Here is a 19,174-nt window from a genome sequence, read left to right as displayed (position 1 = left end):
AGAGGAGATTAAGGTGGATGAAACTAAGAAGCAACAATTAGCTTTAGAAAAGAAACAATTTAGTTTGAAAATCATGTACTTCAATCGTTATCTTGTGATTCGTTATTTGACAGCCTTTTTCTTTTTCATCAATCTTAATTGGCTAGTACTACTATTAATCGCAAGAAGCAGTGCCTGGCTACTGCCGCTTAGCTTGCTGGGTTTGATCGTTCCTGCTATTGGTGAACAAGTCATACTTTATCGTACGCACACGAACCGAGCACCTTGGACGAGCAATTATTTTAAGATTCAAGGAATGATGAACGTAGGAATCAGTGGCTTACTACTTACCCCATGGTATCGCTCATTTTTTCCATTTATGGCTAATGATCATAGCACCAAGCTATTTTTACTCGCATTATTTGTAAGCGGTATCTTTATTTGTGGCTTTTGCTGGTTCCGCTTAGAAAAAATTGAACGTAATCAAGACCGTCAATATCAACGTGTTAAACAATATGAAAAGAGTTCACAATTAGGGAAGGGGAGTAACTAATGTTTAAATTTTTGGAAAAGTATTTGATGGGACCGATGGGAAAAATTGCACAAATGAAAATCGTTCGGGCGGTAATGGCAGCAGGGATGGCTTCGATTCCATTTACGATTGTCGGGTCGATGTTTTTGGTTTTGAATATCTTACCTTTACCATTTCCATTTCTTGAAGGGTTTTTCAACGCTACATTTTTTAAAGTCAGTGATTTGTACATGATCATCAACACGATGACCATGGGGATTTTATCCATTTATTTTGCTATTGTTTTTGCTTATGAACTGACTTCAATCGAACGAGATGAACAAGGGTTGAATGTCAATCCTTTAACTGGTTCGCTGCTTGCGGTATTTGCTTTCTTCATGTGTATTCCGGAATTAGTGTTATCCGATGGGAAAGTAAGCTTGATCGCTAGTATCTCAGATACGGAAACTGTCGTGAACGGGATTCGGATGGGCTCATTTGTCGAGCGGCTAGGCACTTCCGGTATCTTTACAGCAATCATCATGTCATATATAGCTGTTGAATTATATTGCATCTGTGTCAAACGGAATTGGGTCATCAAGATGCCTGATGTAGTACCTCCAGGTGTTTCTCGTTCCTTTACAGCTTTGATCCCTACATTTGTGATTGGCTTCGTCGTGATGCTTGTTAATGGTCTGTTGGTTGTATTAGGAACAGATATCTTCAAAATGATTGCGATCCCATTCGGGTTTGTTACTCAATTAACGAACACATGGTTAGGGATCATGGTGATCTATTTCTTGATCCATGCACTATGGATCGTGGGTATCCACGGCGCCAATATCATTACTTCTTTCTTGACACCAATCGTATTAGCGAACATGGCAGCAAATGCACAGGGAGCGAATTTCCCGCTTGCTGGCGAATTTAATAATTCCTATGTAACAGTAGGAGGATCAGGGGCCACATTAGGATTGATCTTCTTCATTGCCTTTTTGGCTAAATCCGATCAATTAAAAGTACTAGGGAAAGCTTCACTAGTTCCAGGTATCTTTAATATCAATGAGCCAATTATTTTTGGGATGCCAATTGTTTATAATCCGTATCTGGCTGTTCCATTTTTCCTAGCACCGATGGCATCGGCTTCACTAGCTTATTTTGCCATTCGCTTCGAGATCGTTAAGCCAATGCTGGCGCAAATGCCTTGGCCTTCGCCAGTTGGTGTGGGCGCATTTGTCGGTAGTGGGGGAGACTGGAAGGCGGCTGTTTTAGCAGTATTATGTGCAATTTTAGCGTTCTTCATTTGGTTACCATTCATCAAATACTATGACAATAAACTATTGACTGAAGAAAGAGAAAAAGCAGCCGAATTAGCTGCGGAATAAAGCCATGTGATTTGCTTCAATTAACTCAATAAAAACAAAGATAGAAAACTACGATAAATATGAAGCGGGACTGAGACAAAAGTTGTCTCAGTCTCTTCTAGTATCTCTAAAAACGAATAAACGGTGATACAAAAGTAGCATCTTCGGAAATAAGCCGAAATTTACCAAAAATTTGAGAAGCAATTTTCGGAAATTCCTTCTTATTTCTTGATGCTGAACACTTTTGTCTCAACCTCGCTTCAATACGTTTCGCATCTCGTATTTTTTATTGTAAATAAGTGGTATTCATTGAAATACTCAATCTTCAATCAGTTCTTTGACGACTTCATAATCGCCTTTATAAGGAACATCTATCCCATTGATTTTTTGATAAGGATCGACTCCTTTTCCAGCGACTACAACGGAATCTTCAGGATTGCTGATCGCTAATGCTTGTCTGATCGCTTCTGGACGATCCATTTCATAATGAACCTCAAGCTCAGCATTAGTGATAGCTGCATTGATTTCTTCAGCGATTTTTTGCGGATCTTCAAACGCTGGATCATCCGCTGTTAAAAAGACGACGTCAGCCGTTTCTGATAATACTTTTCCGAAATCCTGACGGCGAGAAACTGCTTTGTTTCCGGGGCTACCTAGAACAACGATGACCCGACCCTTCGGATGTTCTTTTTTGGCAAATTCTAATAATGTTTTTAAACTGAGATAATTATGGGCATAATCGACATAAACATGACTGCCATTTTTTTGGATCAACTGATCCATCCGTCCAGGCACACGTGCTGCTTTGAGTCCTTTTTGGGCATCCTCGATGGAGGCGCCAGTCAACGCAGCCGCAATGATAGCACTTGCTGCATTTTCTTGGTTGAAATCACCGGCTAATTGGATCTCATAGTCTGCTTCGATATCAAGTTTTCCGTTGTGTTTGATCAAATGAAAGGCATGGTTCCCTGAAGTTAAACTGTTTACTTCATAATCAGATTCGGCAGAACGTCCATAAGTGATGTAAGGGACGTTTGCTAACTCAGCCGTTTCCTGTAAAAGATCGAAATGATCACTTTCATGATCTAAAATCACAGTTTTAGAATTTAAAATCAGTTGACGTTTGCAATAGAAATAATCATCAAAAGTTGGATGTTCAATGGGGCTGATATGATCAGGAGAGATGTTCAGGAAGATTCCTACATCTAGCGTTAAACCATATACCCGTTGCGTTTTGTAAGCTTGTGAGGATACTTCCATCACTAAATGTGTCATGCCATTTTTTACCGCTTCCGCCATCATGCGATACAAGTCTAATGATTCAGGCGTTGTTAAATGGGATTTAAAAAAAGTTTGTCCATCTAAAGTCGTGTTCATTGTTGAAAGCAACGCTGTTTTATTGTTTGTCGCATGATCTAAAATGGCTTTGGTAAAATAAGCTGCCGTTGTTTTTCCCTTAGTTCCAGTGTAGCCGATCACTTGCAATTGTTTTTGGGGATACTGATAAAAAGCCATGGAAAGGATCGCCATCGCTTTGCGAATATCAGTCACGATGATACCAGTTGCTGTATTTTCGTAAGGCTGTTCAGCGACGTAGTAGCTCAAACCATTCGAGATCGCACTTGTTAAATACTCTTCTTTGAAATTCAGACCTTTACAAAAAAACAACGTCTCATGATCTACTTGGCGTGAGTCATAACTTAACTTTTTGAATACAAATTGCTCAGGAGCATCTAAATGCCAACCTTGAACAGAAACAAATTCTTTTAATAAATTTTCTTTGATCAATAATTTACGGATATCTTCTAAAGAGAAGCTCATTGAATCATCCCTCACTTTATTATTCATTGGGTTCTGATCCATTATAGCATATTTCAAAAGGCTTACGGGAAGGGAAGAAAGAGAATAAAGTTGATTGCAAAAAGGAAAAAGCTAGCGTAAGACGATGACCTCACTGATTACAGGGCTAGTTTTTTGTAAAAAGATGAGAGGAAGAAAAGATTTACTCAATTTTTTTGATATTAGTATAGAAATGTTTTAACCTTTAAGTACAAGGATATTCTGTTTTCAAGATGTCTTTGATTACTATAGAGAGGAGAATAAGGAAATTCCTGATTCCAATAAGAAATGATAGATTGACTAAGAAAAATATGAAAATGAAAGGGAAATAGAATGGTTGAAATAGAAGAGAAGCAAATTCTAGTTTTGGGGTTGAAATCAGAAAGAGATAAGTTTATTCTCTCGTATTCAGATGAAAAGTTAACCCGAGAAAACTACATTGATACTTATAACAATAAAATAAAAGAAGCTATTTTACAGGAAGCTGAAAAATTGACCACTAAAGAGAGGTGGCAGAATTTTACCAAGAATTTATATTCCTATATTCCCATAAATATTAAAATGGATCCTATAGGGAAACATTATCTTCAATCTTTGCAAGAAAAAGAGAAAAATAAATTAGAAAATATTTATAAAGATGTACATATATTGAAGTTAAAAGAAAAATGTTTGTTCGAAAAAGATGGAGAAGTTATTTCCCCTATTTTACATGCCAAAAGAGGATGTAAAATAGGGATCGATGCTGCTATAAAAAATGCCAATACTCAATTATTTTTTGTTATAGACGGAATAAATATGCGGAATGTTGTTCATAAAAAAGATTTGTATAACCGAAGTATTACAAATAGAGAACTGAGATATATTTATCGTCATCGCTACGCTTTAGAGGGGAAAATCACATTTTTTTCTAATGGAAAACAATGTGAAGCACCTTAGGAAAAAGATCCGCAACTATGGAGTGAATACAAGCATTCCTCACAAAGCTTTATTTATAAATATAGAGATATAATTAGTAAAAAACAAGGCATGTTGAAGTCTGGAGAACATTCGAGTATAAAACAACCACTCAATCACTTAACGGAAAAGGCTATCAATGAACAGAAACACAGGAACAGTTTGTTATCTAATTCTAATGAAAATATAAAAATAAAACAAAACAAAGAGTTATCTAAAGAATAGTGAATTTACAGAAAAATCACACAAAAAAGATTGCCAGTTTCCCATTTTGCTATTAAACTGTTAGTAATGTTTTGAAGAAAGTTGGAATCTGATCGATGACTAATCAACGAAAACCAGCAATGGAAAATTTAACACCTCAAGAAAAAATGGCTCGTGGCTCTGCTTGGATGACAGCTAGTAATATCATTTCCCGGTTACTCGGTGCGATCTACATTATCCCATGGTACGCATGGATGGGAGAGAATGCGAAAGCTGCCAATGGATTATTCAATATGGGCTACAATATTTATGCTTTGTTCCTACTGATTTCAACAGCTGGGATTCCGGCGGCGATCGCAAAGCAAACCGCTCGCTACAATTCATTAAATGAATATGGGACCTCTCGGCGTTTATTTATTCGAGCATTACAGATGATGGGTGTACTAGGACTCTTATTTTCATTATTTATGTATGTGGCTTCGCCTTGGCTCGCACATGCTTCTGGTGGCGGAGCAGAATTGATTCCAACGATGCGATCACTCAGTATCGCGATACTTGTTTTTCCTTGTATGAGTGTTATACGAGGGTATTTCCAAGGAAACCAAGAAATGATGCCGTATGCACTTTCCCAAATCGTGGAACAAGTCGCACGGATCTTTTACATGTTGCTTGCGACCTTTATTATTATGAAAGTCATGAAAGGCGATTATGTCACAGCAGTTACTCAGTCGACTTTTGCTGCATTTATCGGAATGTTAGCAAGTATTTTGGTTTTGTTGTATTTTTTGAAAAAACAACAGGCGTATTCAGCGGCACGTGTCCAGTATAGCCATAACCAAGTCAATGTAGCGACAAAAGAATTGTTACTAGATACGATCAAAGAAGCGATTCCTTTTATTATTGTTGGGTCAGGAGTGACGATCTTTAAATTAGTAGATCAGTTTACCTTTATTAAAATCATGTCAGCAACGACTGAATATTCCAAAGATCAGTTATTGGATCTCTTTTCAATTTTCAGTGCAAACCCAGATAAATTGACGATGGTCGTGATTGCACTTGCTACTTCCATCGCTTCTACTGGATTGCCGTTGATCACCGAAGCGGTGACGATCAAAGATCATCGTGGTTTAGCGAAACTGACAAGTGGCAATTTACAATTGTTTTCGTTCTTTATGTTTCCTGCTACCTTTGGCGTGATCTTGCTAGCCTATCCTTTGAATACGTTGTTTTATGCACCTGATAAACTAGGAAGTCACGTGTTGATCCAAGCCAGTTTTGTGGGGCTGTTCCTTGGTCTATATATGTTAGTTTCCAATATGCTTCAAGGGATGTTTGAAAATGCCGCAGCGATCCGTTATCTTGCAATCGGTTTTGTCGTGAAGGTGATCTTGCAATATCCAGCGATCCGTCTGTTTGAAGTCTATGGTCCATTATTTGCGACGATGATCGGTTTTGCTGTTTCTTGCACGTTGATTTTAAAAAAGATGCGTCAAGTGGCACGTTTCAAACCAAGTTTTGTTTGGCGGAGAACACTATTGATTTTTATTTTGACACTGATCATGCTGGTAGCAGCTGGGGTCACGAAATCTGTTTTCGGTTTATTCCTCAATCAAGATAGTAAAATTCAGTCATTGTTCTTGATTTTATTTGTAGCTGGTGTTGGCGGTACGGTGTACGCATACTTAGCGTTAAAAATTCGATTAGCTGAACGTCTTTTAGGACCAAGTATGGTTCGATTACGCCATCGATTAAGAATCAAGTAGTAAATAAAATTTGAAAAAAGAAGTTAGGAATAATGTTCCCTATTATCCCTTAACTTCTTTTTTCAATCAAATGGAGGAAAAGCATGCGATTAGACAAATTTTTAGCGGATGTCGGATTAGGCAGTCGCAAAGAAGTCAAGGCACTGATCAAAAAAGGGCACATCAAAGTGAACGATCAAACCATTAAAAGTGACAAATTCCAAGTAGATGAATGGAAGGATCAAGTGACTTATGAAGGCGAACAGTTCATTTACCAAAAAGATTTTTATTATATCCTCAATAAACCAGCTGGAGTAATTTCAGCCACTCAAGACAACTACGATCAAACAGTGCTTGATCTATTCGATGATACTTCTTATCGGGAAGACCTTTTTCCAGTCGGGCGTTTAGATAAAGATACAGAAGGCTTATTGGTTGTGACAAATGATGGCGGCTTGGCTCACCGTTTACTTTCCCCAAAGAAACATGTCGAAAAAGAGTACTTCGCTGAAGTCAACGGTATCATGACCGAAGCCGATGTACAGGCATTTAGTCAAGGATTGACCATTGACGGTGGCGAAGAAACCAGACCTGCTCAATTAACCATTGTTTCAGTCAATTCGGAAGATGAAACATCGGTGATTCGCTTGATCCTGCATGAAGGAAAATTCCATCAAGTCAAACGGATGGTCAAAGCCGTAGGAAAAGAAGTCACTTATCTTAAAAGAATCCGAATGGGGAACTTTCTGCTCCCAGAAGACTTGGCACTCGGCGAGTATCGGCAAATGACAGCTGAAGAAGTCAAGCAGTTAGAGGGAAAGGAATTGTAATCAAACGAAATACGATGAAGAAACAAAAGCCAGCTAGCCTGTTTTTAGGCTCATTGTCAAATGATAAAATGATAGTTAGGGTATCTTTGATAAGCTAAGTAAAAGACATCTTGAATCCTTCGATGAATTGGTTCGCCCAATTCATTCTAAAGGAGTTCAAGGTGTCTTTTCTTATTACAGCCACATCGCTTTAGTTTATATAAAGCAATATACTTGCTGTTAACAAAAGAGTGAATAGAAGCAGTATAGGATTGATCGTCTGTTCAAAACTCCTGTTCAACTAATCGTGAGTATTGTCTATCTCAAAACGAATATAACTTGTACAGTAGCAACTTAAATACCTACTAGAATATCAGTGATTTTCATTTTAATGAGTGGCTTTTTTTTCTGCATGTTCGACTTATTTATCGGTTTATCTATACCTGACACCCTTTTTTTATGCTCATTTCATTCGTGTTTATTTAGAAATTACTGCCATTAGCCAACGGTTTTTTGAAAAGATTGATCGCTAAAAGTGAACCTCTGCCTAATTTTGTTATCTATATTTTGTATCATTTTATCTATAATTTGTTTATTTATTCCTTTTGTTGTAAGCGCTATAATTGGCTTGTGAATGACACGAAAGGAGTTTTACGATGAAAAAAAGAAAGGGGTTAAATCATTTTTTTGCTAATCTATGGCGCTACAAAGCTTTAGTACTGATGGCTGTGCCGGGGATGCTATGGATGATTTTTTTCTTTTATATCCCAGTATTAGCAAACGTAGTAGCATTTAAAAACTTCCATATTTCTGCTGACGGGTTTTTAGCTAGTTTAAGAGAAAGCCCTTGGGTTGGTTGGGAAAATTTCCGCTTCTTATTTACTTCTGATCAAGCTTTCTTGATCACTAAAAACACCATTTTATATAATGTTACTTTTATTCTTTTGAATTTATTGATTTCCGTTGTTTTTGCCATCATTATGAGTGAATTACGGAATAAACGACTGGTAAAAGTTTACCAAACAATGTCGTTACTTCCTTACTTTCTATCATGGGTCATCATTGGGTATTTTGTTTATGCCTTCTTGAGCCCTGACAAAGGAATCTTTAATCAGTGGATCACTGGGCATGGTGGAGAAGCGATCAACTGGTATAACGAACCGAAGTATTGGCCGTTTATTCTTGTCTTTATCGGTACGTGGAAAGGGATTGGCTATAACAGTATCATTTATTTTGCTTCTGTTATGGGGATCGATCCTACTTATTATGAAGCAGCGATGGTGGATGGTGCCAGCAAATGGCAACAAATCAAACATGTGACGATTCCACAATTGATTCCGTTGATGACGATCTTAACGATTCTAGCTGTCGGGAATATTTTCCGAGCAGACTTTGGTTTATTCTACAATATCCCGAGAAATTCCGGGGCACTTTATGATGTCACACAAGTATTGGATACTTACATTTATAATGGCTTGACCTCTACTGGTGACTTTGGAATGACAGCTGCAGCGGGATTGTATCAATCCGTTGTGGGGTTTGTTCTATTGATGATCACAAATACGATTGCTCGTCGTTTCGACAGCGAATCAGCATTGTTCTAGGGAGGAGAAAGAAATGAAAAAAAAGAAAGTCGAACGAGTACAGATTCGTTCATTTAACAAAACAACCAATTTTTTCTCTAACTTGTTGATCGCATTGTTTGCTCTTTCTTGCATCTTACCGTTTCTATTCGTGATTGCGATTTCTTTTACGAAAGAATCCGCTTTGACACAATATGGCTACAGTTTTTGGCCAAAAGAATTTAGTACATTTGGGTATACTTACTTATTCGGTCAAATGCAAGACAAGATTTTCCAAGCTTTATTTGTGACGATCCTTGTCACTGTTCTAGGGACTTTGATCAATAGTACAGCGACTTCTTTATACGCTTATGCGATTTCACGATCAAACTTCCCATTTCGGCGCTTCTTTACCGTATTTTGTTTGATCACGATGTTGTTCTCACCAGGGATGGTTGCGAACTATTTAGTAATGACGAATCTCTTGCAGTTAAAAGATACGATCTGGGCATTGATTTTGCCAATGGCGGTCAGTCCGTTCAATATCATCGTGATGCGAACGTTCTTCAAACGCTCGGTTTCAGATTCGATCATTGAATCTGCAAGAATTGATGGGGCTAGTGAGCTGCGAATCTTTGTGCAAATCGTTTTACCGCTGGCAATTCCAGGGATTGCAACGATCAGTTTGTTTGCTGCCTTAGGGTATTGGAATGATTGGTTTAATGCGTTGCTTTATATTCAAGATGATAAACTGGTTCCTTTGCAATATTTATTGATGAAGATCCAAAGCAATATTCAATATTTGACACAAAATTCAGGAGCGGGCAGTCAATTGACAGGCGGACTTGCTTCTGTTCCGGGAGAATCAGCTCGAATGGCGATCGTCGTGATTTCTACTTTGCCGATTGCGATCAGCTACCCATTCTTCCAGAAACATTTTGTTAAAGGATTAACGATTGGTGGAGTAAAAGAGTAATGCAATAAAAATATAAAACAATTTAGGAGGAAGAAAAATGAAGTTATGGAAGAAATTAGCCTTTACTGGCGTTTCTGCAATGATGGTTGGAACATTGGCAGCCTGCGGATCGGGGACAAAAGAAAAAGCTGAAGCAAGTGATTCAACAACCCTTCAAATGTATCAAATCGGTGATAAACCAGAGAATTTCGATCAGTTAATGGATATTGCAAATAAACGGATCGAAGATAAAATCGGAGTTAAAGTCAACATCAACTACATCGGTTGGGGCGATTACGAGAAGAAAATGAATGTCATTATTTCTTCTGGTGAAAACTACGATATTGCCTTTGCCAACAACTATGTATCAAATGCGCAAAAGGGTGCATTTACTGATTTGACAGAATTAGCACCAAAATATGCGAAAGAAGCGTATGATTCTTTAGATGAAGCGTATATCAAAGGAAATTTAGTTAACGGAAAATTGTATGCCTTTCCAGTAAATGGCAATGTGTTTGCCCAACAAGTGTTGACTTTCAACAAGCCGTTATTAGACAAATACAATTTATCGATTGATGGGATCGAATCTTATCAGGATGCGGAAAAAGTGTTACAAGAATTCCATAAAAAAGACCCAAATACAGCTGCTTTTGCGATTGGACAAGGATTTAAGGTCCAAGGAGATTTCGATTATCCATTAGGGAATACATTACCATTTGCGGTTGATTTAAACGGCGATGACACTAAGATCATCAATCAATACGACAACAAAACGTTTATCGAATTATTACGTACGATGCACAGCTGGTATAAACAAGGATTGATTCCTAGCGATGCTGCTACTAGTAATAAAGATTACCCACTTGAAGGAAATACTTGGTTAATGCGTGGCGAAACACAAGGACCATACGATTATGGCGATACGATCTTGACTAATGCAGCGAAACAAGAATTGGTTTCAAAAGCAATCACTGTTCCATTGAAGTCAACTGGACAAGCACAAATGGCCAACTTTGTCGTATCAAATACTTCTAAAAACAAAGAAAAATCAGTTGAATTTTTAGGTTTATTAAATAGCGATCCAGAATTATTGAATGGTTTAGTTTGGGGTATCGAAGGCGAAGCATGGAAAAAAGATGGCGATGATAAGATCAAATTATTAGATGGGTACCAACCAAACATGCACATGTCTGCTTGGAATACCGGTAACAATGAAATCTTATACACACAAGATACGATCACAGATGAAATGATCGCTGAAAGAGATAAATCAATCGAAGAAGCAAAAACTTCTCCAATCTTAGGCTTTAGTTTCAATACAGATAGCGTAAAAACAGAACTAAGTAATATCTCAAATGTCATGAATCAATACCTAGATGGATTAAATACTGGGACAGTTGATCCTGATGAAACATTACCAAAACTAAAAGATGCTTTGAACAGAGCAGGTTATGACAAAGTATTAACAGAAATGCAAAAACAATATGATGCATTTCGTAAGGAAAGTAAATAATTCAAGGAACTGAATCAGTTTCTAGAAAGAAGCAGAACTTTTTCCGAAATTTGCATGTCGAATTTTTGGAGAGTTCTGCTTTTTGATTAGTGTCCGAAGAAATGAAAGAAAAGCAACCAAGTAGCTAAAAGTTCATTAGGCTTTTTATCAAACTGGTTCTTTTACTTTTTTACTACTCTTGTATAATGAAAGGGAATACAATGTTTTTTATGGAGGGAATCGCATGTTAGGTAAAGCACTAGAAACATTATTTATCAGAGTGTGGGTGGTCATGAAATTAACTTTTTATTTTTGGATCTATACACTGATGGGAGCCATCGTATTAGGGATTGGACCTGCTTATAAAACAGTCAACGAATTGTTTTATCTTTATGGTTTTGAATATAAAGAGATTACGTTTAAGCGAGGGTGGGAAACATTTAAACAAACATTTGTCCGTGGGAATGTGTTGTTTGGTTTATTTTTAGCGGGGACATTTTTGCTTGGCTATAATTTATACTTATCTGTTCAAATTCAAGGCATTCTTTTTTTGATTACTGATTTTATCCTGATTTTTAGTTTACTTTATATTTACTCCACTTATCAGTATAGCTTGATTTTAGATAGTGAATACGAAATTTCGATTCCTAACCTACTTAAGTTAAGTTTTGTTTCAGGTTTTTCCAGTTTTTCGACCTTTTTGAAATTGTTGATTGGCGGAGGCATTATTTTTTGGCTAACTTGGAATTATAAAGGACTGATTCTCTTTGGTGTGATTGGCTTATTGACTGTTTGGAATGGGCTGGTAACCAAACAATGGCGGGAAAAACTGGATATGCAGTTAGAAAGCTATGAATAAATGGCGTATTTTATTTTCACAAGGAACACTTCTGAATCGTCTTTTCCGAAAATATGCGCTCGTCCTGATTTTATTAACAACGGTGGCGACTGCTATCATCAGTGTTCATACGTGGGTACAAACGCAAGAGCAAGCCAAGCGAACGACAAGTGAGGCGTTACAAAGTACCAGTCGTACACTGAACGATAAAACGACACTAAGTAAAATCATTAAAGACCAATTGTTGGGGAACTCTGATAAAATCGAGAATGCGACTACTTATCTGACAAAACCGATCAATGAATATTTGATGTACGCTTATGATCAACAACAAAAAACGACCGATTTTGTCTCTTTTCCTTATCTAATGAGAGATATTTATGTCAGCTATGAGGAAGTCAGCTCCGTCTATGTTGTTTTCAGTCAATTGCCTGAGTATCTGGAATCTTCTAGAGCAAATAAAGGTGGGGTGATTAAAAGTGGTACGCCTAAATTGACAGATGCGTTTTATATCAAAATGTCGATCACGCAAGGTGGAAGCGAAGTCGGGAGCATGTTCGTCGGTTTTGAAAAAGCGGAATTGGATGCGGCATTAAAGAGTTTGAATACCTTTAGCGGCTTATCATTGTATATGATCTCTGGTACCACCAACCGTTTATACACATTCCATGATCAAGGAATGACAAAGGATAAACTAGCAACCCAAGAACAATTGATTACAACCAGCCTTCAAGAAAATTCCACTTTGCCACTGATAAACCTTGAAAAAAATAATTTCATCCAGTACCAACAATTACCCGATGATTACCGGATATTGGCTACTTTAGATCGTTCGATGGTTAGACGAGCGGTTATCCAAGATTTAGCACCATTGATTTTCGGTGTATTTCTATTAGATGTCAGTCTGTTATTCTTTTTATACCAAACCTTCAAGCGCTATTCGCAACAAGTAGATCTCGTGATGGATGCAATGAATGAAACGGCCAAAGGGAATTTGGAGACGCGGATCGATACGACACAAACGGAATATGAATTAAAAGACCTTTCTATAGGGATCAATGAGATGTTGGATAGCATCAACCAATATGTTGAAGATATCTATAAATTGGAAATCAAACAGCAAGATGCCCACATGCGTGCATTACAAGCACAAATCAACCCTCATTTTCTCTATAACACGTTAGAGTATATTCGGATGTATGCGTTAAGTGAAGGCAGCGAAGAATTGGCAGATGTGGTGTATGCTTTTTCGGCCTTGTTGCGAAACAATACTAATCAAGAAAAGACGATCAGTTTAAAGGAAGAACTGGACTTTTGCGAAAAATATGTCTATTTATATCAGATGCGTTACCTCAACCGGATCGCCTATCATTTTTCCATTGATCCATCATTAGCAAGTATCGAAGTACCGAAGTTTGTGATTCAACCATTGATCGAAAATTATTTTAAACATGGGGTCGATTTTACACGTTTTGATAATGCCTTAAGCGTGAAAGTGTTTCGTGAAGGGCAACGAGTCCAGATTATTGTGAAGGATAACGGCAAAGGGATCACACCGGAACGCTTAGCAGAGATCGAATCAAGATTGGCGCATCCTAAAGTCGAATTGTATCAATCGATTGGATTGCAAAATGTGAATGAACGTTTGCGTGCTAGTTTTGGACATAGTTATCAGATGAAGCTAAGTACCAATCAAGAAGGAGGATTGTCTGTCACTATTACATTTAAAGAAAAGGGGTAGGAACATGTACCGAGTGTTATTAGTCGACGATGAATATATGATCTTGGCAGGGTTGCAAAAAATTGTTGATTGGGCAAGTTTGGGATTTCAGGTAGTCGCAACGGCAGAAAACGCGATGCAAGGATTGTCTGTTTTAGAAAATCAATCCATTGATTTAGTTATAACAGATGTCACGATGCCCGAAATGAATGGTTTAGAATTTATCGAGGCGGCTCAAAAGGAACATCATGCGTTTGAATTTATGATTCTTTCTGGTTATCAGGAATTTGATTATTTAAAAAGTGGGATGCAATTAGGGGCCATCAATTACTTGATGAAGCCAGTTAATAAAACCGAACTGATTGCTAGTTTAACCAAAGTGAAGCAGCAATTAGATCATCAAATTGAACAGAAAAACCAGCAAGAAATCTATCAAGAAGTCCTTTTTAGTCAGTGGCTCAATGAAGAATTAGATGAAGTGAGTGAAGAAGAGATTTTAGACAAAATCGGAGGGAAACAACGAAGAGTTTTACTCGCTCAAGTGTCTAGATCCGTCGGGAAATCAGTGAATCAGTGGCTGAAAAACCACCAAGAACTTTTTTATTATCAACGAAACTTTGGAGACATGGAACGCTTTACTTTGTTGCTGGAAGAAGCGTCAGTTTCTGCATTTTGCCTCTTCATTCAAGAGAAGAGTATGGAAGAAAACTGGTTGATCAGTATTGGAGATGAAACAGCAGATCCTGATAAGATCCCTGAGAGTTATCAACATGCCAAAGATAATTTACAACTGCATCAATTCTACGGTGAAAAAGACCAACATATCTTTTTTGCCGAACAAGAAGCAGCGAAAGAACAGGCAATTGATTTTTCTTCGTTTAATCGTGTGTTGAAAAGCGGGCAATTGGCTAGTGCCCAACAAATGATTACTCAATTTTTTGATCAATTCCAAACTGCTGTGATGACACCGGATGATATCCGTCATTTTAGTTTTTTGTTGTTTATGGATATCCACCGGGAATTGATTCGGCTAGAAGACGATGAATATTTAAAAGGGATTCAACAGATCAATCAAGCAAAAACAGTCCAAGAACTGCATCAACTCTTACTATCTTTGATCAAGGAACAGCAAAAACAAGTCCGATATAGCGAGAATGTCGAACGAGTGATGACGATCTTACACGAACACTACCGAGAACCTTTAACCTTGAAAGAAGTTTCAGAAAGCCTGCATTTGAATGTGATGTATTTGGGGCAATTATTCAAAAAAGAAACGAAAAAAAGTTTTTCAACTTATTTAAATCATCTCAGAATGGAACAAGCGAAATGGTTGCTGCTGCATAGCAATCAAAATATCAATGAAATTTCTAGTGAGATCGGCTACAACAACACAACCTATTTTTCAAAGTTGTTCAAAAAAATCGTCGGCAAGTCACCAAAAGAATATCGTGAAAAGAATGGAATGATCGTATAAAATCAGCTACTGTGGTTCAGAGGAAAGTGCTCATTACCCTCATCAAGTAAATCCAAGGTGCCGCATGTCTTGAAGCTTGTTTAAATTAGTATAATTCGGTACAATTTTTCTAGATGATGTCTAGAATTTTGAAAGAAAGCGAGCATGAAACTTTCTTTTTTCTGGTTGGTGAAAAGAGGATGCAGGATGGATTTTTTACGTAAATATGGATTTTATTTTTTATTGTCAGGAGTAGTAAGTGATTTTCTGACGCCGTATGTTTTAGGGATTTTTTATCCCAAACTTAATCAAATGACTGCTGTGATCAGTCTTTTTGGGGATGTTGGTAGTCCCGTACGAAAAGCATTTTTGATTTGGTCGGTCATATCTGGCTGCTTGTATGTTTTGGCAATGCCAGCGTTATATCAAGCTTTTGTTTCTACTTCAAAACCACTTGCTCTATTAGTGACAGCTGCCATCGGTCTATATGGTGTTACAGATTGTATTTTTACCGGGTTATTTAGTGTGGACACGAACGAAACTTCTTGGAATTTTTCGACTTGGATCCACAATCTTGGTTCAGGGATTGGGTATGGTGGATTTATTTTGTTCCCTTTATTTGTTTTCTTATTGTATCGCAAAATGGGCGATGCACAATTAACTCAATCGTTTTTTATTTTACTAGTTGCCAGTTTGGTTTTTGCAGGAATTTATGGCGCAGCACGTATTCCCGGATTAAATCAATTGCCGGTTTTGAATCAGTTAGGTTTTTGTCAACGGATCAGTTTTTTCTTTAATTATTTACCAATTGTGTGGTTAAGTATCTTACACATTAGGGCATAGCGGACTGTAGCCCTAACTAAATGCTGGAAATTAGTAAAACTGATTGAAACCACAGGATAAATGTGTCAGACTAAACCTTGACCGCACATCGTGATGTGCAAATGTATATCGTAGGGGAGTCTAATGAAAGACATGAGAAATATCAAATTAACGATCGAATATGATGGGAAACGTTACTCAGGCTGGCAACGTCTGGGAGATGACGATAAAACAATCCAAGGCAAAATCGAAGCAATCATCTCACAGATGACTGGAGAAAAAATGGAGATCATTGGATCGGGGCGCACGGATTCTGGGACACATGCCAGAGGACAAGTGGCAAACTTTAAAACGACTTCTCAAATGAGTCGTAATGAAATGCTAACTTTTCTCAACCGCTATCTACCAAGAGATATCGTGATCAAGAAAGTGGAAGAAATGCCTGAACGCTTTCATGCTCGATACAATGCGACAGGGAAAAAATATAGCTATTATGTGTGGAATAATCCCATTCCAACTGTTTTTGAACGAAATCATAGTTTCTATTTTCCGCAAGAACTAGACCTGGAAAAAATGAATGAAGCTTGTCAAAAACTAATGGGAAGTCATGATTTTATCGGTTTTTCTGCCTTGAAAAAATCAAAAAAATCAACAGTTCGTACGATTCATGAACTCTCAATCGAACAAGAAGGCGGCATGTTGCACTTTACCTTTGTGGGCAATGGCTTTTTGTATAAGATGGTTCGGATCTTGATGGGTACACTCTTGGAGATCGGTACAGGAAAATTACCCGTTTCGGCGATTGATGATATTTTTGAGAATAAAGTAAGACAACAGGCAGGAGAAACCGTGCCGGCACATGGTTTATTTTTAGACGAAGTGTATTACCAATAAACATTCATATCAAATAGAACAAACTGAGAGAGTCGTTTGATTGCCTGTAGCAGGCAAAAGAATGGCTGTCTCAGTTTTTTTGAGTAGCCTAATCCCTCCCACGACTCCTCTAAGCGGTCTATTCGCAATTTCGCTAGTTTCGTGATACATTCAGGACGAATTTACATATTTGACCAAGAAGTGAGGGGAAAAGTGGTGGAGCAAGAGCTAGCAGAATTATACAATCTCATTTTAAACCCTAATACCCGTGAATGGGAACGGACATTGTTGATCCAAGCGAAAAACCAAATGGGGGAAAGAAAACAAAGAAAAGAAATCCTTGAAATGATTGAAGTCTCTTTACGACCACTAGCACTTCGGGGGAATTTGACGCCTGACGTCATGGACTTTTATTTGAAGATCACCCATGATCCGATGGGACAAGTGTCTTACGACTTTGCGAAACACCAGATCACCGATGAACGCTATCAAGAAAAAGCCGTCTTTGCCGGGGGCTGTTTCTGGTGCTTAGTCGAACCGTTTGAAACACGGCAAGGGATTATTTCCGTGTTGTCCGGATATACTGGCGGGGAGGTCGAACATCCTAACTATGACCAAGTTAGCAGTGGCACGACTGGGCATGTGGAAGCAGTGGAGATTATTTTTGATCGGCGAATGATAAACTATGAAGAACTATTAGCGATTTTTTGGCAAGTCACCGATCCAACAGATGCCTTTGGACAGTTTCAGGATCGTGGGAATCAATACCGCTCTATCATTTTTGTAGAAAATGAAGAACAAAAAACACTAGCAGAAAAATCCAAGCAACAAGTGATTGCTTCGCATCAGTTTGCGGAACCAATCGTCACACAGATCAAGCCAGCAACAACTTTTTGGCCTGCTGAAAATTATCATCAACAATTTTACAAAAAACAACAAAAACGTTATAAGAAGATCAAGAAGTCTCATCAACAATTTTTATTTTTTAAGCGGGCAAAGAAAAAATGGTCTGGGGGAGACGAATAAGTAATCGTGTAAGTGGAAGATGTTCTGTAAAAATCAGTCATTCCCTTAAAATTGCTAGATGATTTAATAACGATTAAAATCTAATAATACTTTTAAGTAAGCGCTGTTGATTAAGTGGTACACTTATTTGAGAAACCTCTCTCAAATAAAAGAAAGAAGGTACCTATGATGAAGAAAAGGCGTTTATTGGTTTTTAGTGTTCTTTTTTTATTTTCAGTATTTTCAATATTTTCAACATTTTTTGTGGTCCATACTTATGAAAAATCAGAAAGCACCCAAACAATTATCACTGAAAGCAAACAGCATTTACTAGACAATGTGGTGGCAAAACAACGTAATAATCGAGTAAATTTGTTGGATTCGGGGTCAGGCATTTCTGCTTCTGAAAATAGTAGACCGCCAAAAGATTTTATTGATGTTTCCTCACATAATGGTTATTTATCTGTCGAAGCATATGAAACAATGAAAAACTATGGGATCACAGGTGTAGTAGTTAAGTTAACAGAAGGGGATTCTTATAGGAACCCACTGGCCCCTGAACAAGTTGCGAATGCTATCCAGGCGGGGTTGAAAGTGAGTGTCTATCATTATGCTTGGTTTAATTATGCAGAAGACACCGAAAAAGAAGCCTACTATTTATTAGCCTATCTAAAAGAATTAAATTTACCTTATTCTACTGTAGTTGTGAACGATAGTGAAAATCCTCAAATGAATCTAGCAAGAGTGACTGAAAATGCGCAAGTGTTTAGTCAGGCCATTCAAGCAGCTGGTTTTTCCCAGGTGGTTCATTATTCCAATCTTTCATGGTTTACGAATGGAACTTTAGACTTGGATGTCTTAGGAAAAGAGAATTGCTGGGTAGCACAATGGCCTCAGAATCCTTCAGAAAACGAACTTTTACATATAGAAAAAGCTGCTTGGCAATGGGCAAGTGATTTATACTTTCCAGAATTTACCGAAAAACAATTCGATATCAACACCGATTACCTAGGGATATTTACCAAATGATCCATGGTGATGATTGAGGCTAA

At 37.7% G+C, this 19,174-nt stretch carries 16 protein-coding genes; 15 read left to right on the top strand and 1 reads right to left on the bottom strand.

Annotated elements, in window-relative coordinates:
• Window positions 1-13 precede the first annotated feature (13 nt).
• Window positions 14-532, top strand: coding sequence for a hypothetical protein (locus tag IGJ18_RS12460; RefSeq protein ID WP_181915155.1), 519 nt, complete (start codon window positions 14-16; stop codon window positions 530-532).
• Window positions 532-1,875, top strand: coding sequence for a PTS cellobiose transporter subunit IIC (gene celB / locus IGJ18_RS12455; protein WP_010721020.1), 1,344 nt, complete (start codon window positions 532-534; stop codon window positions 1,873-1,875). Before IGJ18_RS12460 ends, celB begins: the two co-directional genes overlap by 1 nt.
• 297 nt (window positions 1,876-2,172) lie before the next feature.
• Here the strand turns inward: celB and IGJ18_RS12450 are convergent, their stop codons facing one another.
• On the bottom strand, window positions 2,173-3,675 hold the full coding sequence (locus IGJ18_RS12450) for a UDP-N-acetylmuramoyl-L-alanyl-D-glutamate--L-lysine ligase (protein ID WP_438843466.1): 1,503 nt from the start codon (window positions 3,673-3,675) through the stop codon (window positions 2,173-2,175).
• Between the two features lie 351 nt (window positions 3,676-4,026).
• Between IGJ18_RS12450 and IGJ18_RS12445 the strand changes: the two genes are divergently transcribed.
• The 13 genes from IGJ18_RS12445 to IGJ18_RS12385 all read left to right on the top strand — a co-directional run bounded on the left by IGJ18_RS12445 (window position 4,027) and on the right by IGJ18_RS12385 (window position 19,151).
• Window positions 4,027-4,629 (top strand): hypothetical protein, encoded by a 603-nt coding sequence (locus tag IGJ18_RS12445; RefSeq protein ID WP_438843394.1) that lies wholly within the window; start codon window positions 4,027-4,029, stop codon window positions 4,627-4,629.
• Window positions 4,630-4,967: 338 nt separating this feature from the next.
• Window positions 4,968-6,614 carry a putative polysaccharide biosynthesis protein gene (locus IGJ18_RS12440; protein WP_438843393.1) on the top strand — a complete coding sequence of 549 codons (1,647 nt, stop codon included), beginning with the start codon at window positions 4,968-4,970 and terminating at the stop codon, window positions 6,612-6,614.
• Between the two features lie 83 nt (window positions 6,615-6,697).
• Window positions 6,698-7,423 (top strand): pseudouridine synthase, encoded by a 726-nt coding sequence (locus IGJ18_RS12435; protein WP_034700491.1) that lies wholly within the window; start codon window positions 6,698-6,700, stop codon window positions 7,421-7,423.
• 635 nt (window positions 7,424-8,058) lie between these two features.
• On the top strand, window positions 8,059-9,006 hold the full coding sequence (locus IGJ18_RS12430) for an ABC transporter permease (protein ID WP_010721015.1): 948 nt from the start codon (window positions 8,059-8,061) through the stop codon (window positions 9,004-9,006).
• Between the two features lie 13 nt (window positions 9,007-9,019).
• The gene (locus tag IGJ18_RS12425; RefSeq protein ID WP_010721014.1) at window positions 9,020-9,940 is read left to right on the top strand and encodes a carbohydrate ABC transporter permease; all 921 of its coding nucleotides are present in this window, start codon (window positions 9,020-9,022) and stop codon (window positions 9,938-9,940) included.
• Between the two features lie 37 nt (window positions 9,941-9,977).
• Window positions 9,978-11,432 carry an ABC transporter substrate-binding protein gene (locus IGJ18_RS12420; RefSeq protein ID WP_010721013.1) on the top strand — a complete coding sequence of 485 codons (1,455 nt, stop codon included), beginning with the start codon at window positions 9,978-9,980 and terminating at the stop codon, window positions 11,430-11,432.
• Window positions 11,433-11,655: 223 nt separating this feature from the next.
• Window positions 11,656-12,270: a YesL family protein gene (locus IGJ18_RS12415; RefSeq protein ID WP_010721012.1), complete on the top strand. Its 615-nt coding sequence runs from the start codon at window positions 11,656-11,658 to the stop codon at window positions 12,268-12,270.
• Entirely contained in the window at window positions 12,263-13,990 is a 1,728-nt protein-coding gene (locus IGJ18_RS12410) for a sensor histidine kinase (protein WP_438843392.1), read from the top strand. Before IGJ18_RS12415 ends, IGJ18_RS12410 begins: the two co-directional genes overlap by 8 nt.
• A gap of 4 nt (window positions 13,991-13,994) precedes the next feature.
• Window positions 13,995-15,443 carry a response regulator transcription factor gene (locus IGJ18_RS12405; protein ID WP_438843391.1) on the top strand — a complete coding sequence of 483 codons (1,449 nt, stop codon included), beginning with the start codon at window positions 13,995-13,997 and terminating at the stop codon, window positions 15,441-15,443.
• Window positions 15,444-15,629: 186 nt separating this feature from the next.
• The gene (locus tag IGJ18_RS12400) at window positions 15,630-16,265 is read left to right on the top strand and encodes a DUF998 domain-containing protein (protein ID WP_094940687.1); all 636 of its coding nucleotides are present in this window, start codon (window positions 15,630-15,632) and stop codon (window positions 16,263-16,265) included.
• 132 nt (window positions 16,266-16,397) lie between these two features.
• Entirely contained in the window at window positions 16,398-17,138 is a 741-nt protein-coding gene (gene truA, locus IGJ18_RS12395) for a tRNA pseudouridine(38-40) synthase TruA (RefSeq protein ID WP_207414521.1), read from the top strand.
• Window positions 17,139-17,330: 192 nt separating this feature from the next.
• A complete protein-coding gene (gene msrA, locus IGJ18_RS12390) occupies window positions 17,331-18,143 on the top strand; it encodes a peptide-methionine (S)-S-oxide reductase MsrA (protein ID WP_438843465.1) in 813 nt (270 codons plus the stop codon).
• A 168-nt stretch (window positions 18,144-18,311) separates the two neighbouring features.
• The gene (locus tag IGJ18_RS12385) at window positions 18,312-19,151 is read left to right on the top strand and encodes a GH25 family lysozyme (RefSeq protein ID WP_081128853.1); all 840 of its coding nucleotides are present in this window, start codon (window positions 18,312-18,314) and stop codon (window positions 19,149-19,151) included.
• The last annotated feature ends 23 nt before the right edge of the window (window positions 19,152-19,174 follow it).

The organism is Enterococcus sp. AZ078, assembly GCF_051714985.1.
In the GTDB taxonomy this organism is placed as follows: Bacteria; Bacillota; Bacilli; order Lactobacillales; family Enterococcaceae; genus Enterococcus_B; species Enterococcus_B hirae.
The sequence above is the reverse complement of the archived record's forward strand: the minus strand, read 5'-3'. Positions and strand labels throughout refer to the sequence as shown.

Coding starts and splice junctions, on each gene's coding strand:
- IGJ18_RS12385 (WP_081128853.1), top strand. CDS start 18,312: ATGAAGAAAAGGCGTTTATTGGTTTTTAGTGTTCTTTTTTTATTTTCA.
- IGJ18_RS12440 (WP_438843393.1), top strand. CDS start 4,968: ATGACTAATCAACGAAAACCAGCAATGGAAAATTTAACACCTCAAGAA.
- IGJ18_RS12445 (WP_438843394.1), top strand. CDS start 4,027: ATGGTTGAAATAGAAGAGAAGCAAATTCTAGTTTTGGGGTTGAAATCA.
- IGJ18_RS12435 (WP_034700491.1), top strand. CDS start 6,698: ATGCGATTAGACAAATTTTTAGCGGATGTCGGATTAGGCAGTCGCAAA.
- truA (WP_207414521.1), top strand. CDS start 16,398: ATGAGAAATATCAAATTAACGATCGAATATGATGGGAAACGTTACTCA.
- IGJ18_RS12430 (WP_010721015.1), top strand. CDS start 8,059: ATGAAAAAAAGAAAGGGGTTAAATCATTTTTTTGCTAATCTATGGCGC.
- IGJ18_RS12400 (WP_094940687.1), top strand. CDS start 15,630: ATGGATTTTTTACGTAAATATGGATTTTATTTTTTATTGTCAGGAGTA.
- IGJ18_RS12425 (WP_010721014.1), top strand. CDS start 9,020: ATGAAAAAAAAGAAAGTCGAACGAGTACAGATTCGTTCATTTAACAAA.
- IGJ18_RS12420 (WP_010721013.1), top strand. CDS start 9,978: ATGAAGTTATGGAAGAAATTAGCCTTTACTGGCGTTTCTGCAATGATG.
- IGJ18_RS12450 (WP_438843466.1), bottom strand. CDS start 3,675: ATGAGCTTCTCTTTAGAAGATATCCGTAAATTATTGATCAAAGAAAAT.
- IGJ18_RS12415 (WP_010721012.1), top strand. CDS start 11,656: ATGTTAGGTAAAGCACTAGAAACATTATTTATCAGAGTGTGGGTGGTC.
- celB (WP_010721020.1), top strand. CDS start 532: ATGTTTAAATTTTTGGAAAAGTATTTGATGGGACCGATGGGAAAAATT.
- IGJ18_RS12405 (WP_438843391.1), top strand. CDS start 13,995: ATGTACCGAGTGTTATTAGTCGACGATGAATATATGATCTTGGCAGGG.
- IGJ18_RS12410 (WP_438843392.1), top strand. CDS start 12,263: ATGAATAAATGGCGTATTTTATTTTCACAAGGAACACTTCTGAATCGT.